This is a genomic window from Lentiprolixibacter sp. (genome assembly GCF_982873095.1).
In genome coordinates, this window is sequence record NZ_CEYNTP010000345.1 from 1 (window position 1) to 2,178 (window position 2,178).

The 2,178-nt window shown below is 48.2% G+C and carries 2 protein-coding genes and 1 pseudogene; all 3 read left to right on the forward strand.

Annotated elements, in window-relative coordinates:
• Positions 1 to 437, forward strand: a 437-nt coding sequence (locus tag AC4E7D_RS14200) for an epoxyqueuosine reductase (protein WP_490174434.1), incomplete at its 5' end; no start/stop codon positions are given.
• 154 nt (positions 438 to 591) lie between these two features.
• Entirely contained in the window at positions 592 to 1,893 is a 1,302-nt protein-coding gene (locus tag AC4E7D_RS14205; protein WP_490174435.1) for an MFS transporter, read from the forward strand.
• Between the two features lie 92 nt (positions 1,894 to 1,985).
• Positions 1,986 to 2,178 (forward strand): annotated as a pseudogene (locus AC4E7D_RS14210) (hypothetical protein); the annotation flags it as partial.

Genomic DNA, 2,178 nt, shown 5'->3' on the forward strand with positions numbered 1-2,178 from the left:
CTTATTACTTTATCGGAGAACTGATCCTGGACCTGGAACTGGAATACGATACCCCAACCACAGACCACTGCGGCAGCTGTACGGCCTGCCTGGATGCCTGCCCCACCCAAGCCATTGTACAACCCTACGTAGTGGATGGCAGTAAGTGCATTTCCTATTTCACCATTGAACTAAAAAACGAGATCCCAAATGAGGTGAAGGGACAGTTTGACGACTGGATATTTGGCTGTGATATCTGCCAGGAGGTGTGCCCCTGGAACCGTTTTTCCAGGCCTCACCGGGAACCTTTGTTCCAACCGCACCCAGAACTGCTCTCAATGAGCAAAAAAGACTGGGAGGAGATCACGGAGGAGGTCTTTAAAACCGTGTTTCGAAAGTCGGCCGTAAAGCGGACCAAATATTCGGGCCTAAAGCGAAATATCGAATTCCTGAAATGATTTTACCCTTTTCTCAATCGTTTTCGTAACCAAAATCTGTTCTTTTCACTCTGGTTTTGGGTAAAAAGCGTGATAAAATCCTATATTGAACCTGGTTCCGAAATTGACATGCAGGTCAATTTTTTCATATTTAGATTAACCAACCGTAAAACATATGAAACTGAACAAACCCACCCTGAGCTTCTGGCAGATCTTCAATATGAATGTTGGATTTTTAGGGATACAATACAGTTTCGGGCTTCAACAGAGTGCTATAAATCCCATCTTCCTGTTCCTTGGCGCTTCAGAGGAAATCCTGCCCATCCTGAATATTGCGGGTCCGGTAACCGGTTTGGTGGTACAACCCTTGGTTGGGGCCATTTCGGACAAGACCTGGTCTCCCCGCTGGGGTAGGAGAAAGCCGTTTTTCCTGATCGGTGCCCTGCTGGGGAGTATATGTTTGTTTGCCTTTCCATTAAGTCCGGCCCTCTGGTTTGCCGTGGGACTGCTCTGGATACTGGATGTGGGGAACAATATGGCCATGGAACCCTACCGGGCTTTTGTTGGTGACAAATTGCCGGACAGGCAGCTGAGTGTGGGCTACCAGATGCAGAGCTTGTTCGTAGGGGCGGGTATACTGTTGGCCAACGCTTCCATTTTTATATTTCAGGATTGGTTTGGCGGGGGTGAGGAAATCACCGGGGCCGTGCCCAAGTGGTTGTACTACTCCTTCTTCATTGGATCCTTCTTATCCATTGCCACCATTTTATGGTCGGTACTGAAAACCCCAGAAATCCCGCCAAGTCCTGAGGAACTGGAAGAAATAAACAGCCATAAAAGCTTGCCCTTTTCCCAACGCTTCAAGTTGCCTTTTGTTGAGATTGCCCATGCGGTCAAGGACATGCCTAAATTCATGTGGAGGTTGTCTGCCGTCTATCTGTTTCAATGGTATGCCCTTTTTATTTACTGGCAATTTATAACACCGCTTTTCCGGACTACCATGGGATTCGACACTTCCCAGGCGGCTGCACAGGCGGCTAAAATGAGCACTACCTACAATGTGGTGACCACAGTTGTGGCGCTGATCCTGGTGCCCCTGACCATTAGGTTTGGTGGGAAAAGGATATACGCCCTGAGCCTGTTTGGCACCTCCATCGCCCTGTTTTCTATTCCCCACATTACCGATCCGGTATCTGTGCTCTACCCGATGGTACTCTTCGGTATTGGCTGGGCGGCCATGATGGGAATTCCCTACAGCATGGTATCCAAAATAGTACCTCAGGAACGAAGGGGGGTATATATGGGGATCCTCAATATGATGATTGTGATCCCAATGGGGATACAGACCCTGTCTTTTGGCCCTATTTTCAAAAACCTGTTGGGAGCGAATTCTGTAAACGCTATGCTGTTTGCCGGGACATGCTTTGTCATTGCCGGAATACTTGCCTTCCGTTTGCCAGTATCCGAAGACCCTTGATTTTAACAGGGAAAAAAGAGCGTTCTCATTTATTGGTCAGATTAGGTTATCTTGATGCAAACCCCTTACTTTTGTATTCTTAGCGGTCCGTCATGAGCAATCAAAAGAAAAGAAGAGAAGCACTGGTCTACCACGCCAAGCCTCAGCCCGGGAAGATTAAGGTTGTCCCTACTAAGCCCTATGCCACCCAAAGGGACCTTGCCCTTGCCTATTCCCCAGGCGTTGCGGAACCTTGTCTGGAAATCGACAAGGACCGGGAAAATGTTTACAAGTATACGGCGAAGG

Coding starts and splice junctions, on each gene's coding strand:
- AC4E7D_RS14205 (WP_490174435.1), top strand. CDS start 592: ATGAAACTGAACAAACCCACCCTGAGCTTCTGGCAGATCTTCAATATG.